Source organism: Bordetella petrii, from assembly GCF_020991325.1.
GTDB classification, from domain to species: domain Bacteria; phylum Pseudomonadota; class Gammaproteobacteria; order Burkholderiales; family Burkholderiaceae_B; genus Bordetella_A; species Bordetella_A petrii_E.
Map to the genome: position 1 here is coordinate 1 of NZ_JAJMLX010000522.1, position 853 is coordinate 853.

1 protein-coding gene is annotated in these 853 nt (G+C 69.4%); it reads left to right on the forward strand.

Features of this window, described 5'->3' with window-relative positions; genetic code table 11:
* Positions 1-853, forward strand: an 853-nt coding sequence (locus LPZ50_RS25100) for a PLP-dependent aminotransferase family protein (protein WP_230665533.1), incomplete at both ends; no start/stop codon positions are given.

The window sequence follows — 853 nt, forward strand, 5'->3', positions numbered from 1 at the left end:
GGGCGCGGCCATGCCGGGCAGCGCCGGCCTGTTGCCGGCCGACTGGCTCGACCCGGACATGGTCTCGGCCGCCGTGCGCGCGGTAGGGCGTTCGGTGCGCGGCAACCTGGTGGCCTATGGGTCGCCCCTGGGCTATGCGCCGCTGCGGCAGCAACTGGCGTCGCGCTTGCAGGCCGACGGCGTGCCCGCTCACCCCGAACGCAATCTGCTTACCACCAACGGCGTCACGCATGGGCTGGATCTGGTGGCTCGCCTTCTGATACGCCCGGGAGACGCGGTGCTGGTGGAAGACCCCGCCTGGTTCGTGATCTTCGGCCGCCTGGCGGCCTTTGGGGCCCGCCTGATCGGCGTGCCGCGCGGCCCGGACGGCCCCGACCTGGAACAGCTCGACCACCTTGCGGCTTTGCACAAGCCGCGTCTGTTCATCATCAACAGCGCGGTGCACAACCCTACCGGCCATACCTTGTCGGCGGGCGCGGCCTACGACATCCTGCGGCTGGCCGAAAGGCACGATTTCCTGGTGGTGGAAGACGACACCTATGGGGAACTGCACCCCGGCGGCGCCATGAAGCTGGCCTCGCTCGACCGCCTGAACCGGGTCATCCTGGCGGGCGGGTTTTCCAAGACCCTGGCCGCCAGCCTGCGCGTGGGTTATCTGGCGGCCAATGCCGACACGTTGCAGAAGCTGGCCGACCTGAAAATGCTGGCCGGCCTGACCACGCCCGAACTGGGCGAGCGCGTGGTGCACCGGGTGCTGGTCGAAGGGCAGTACCGCCGGCAAGTATCGAAACCCAGGGTGTCTTGCACGTATGCGCACTTCTGCGCGCCACCGGCGATGCCCACCGCGCGCGCG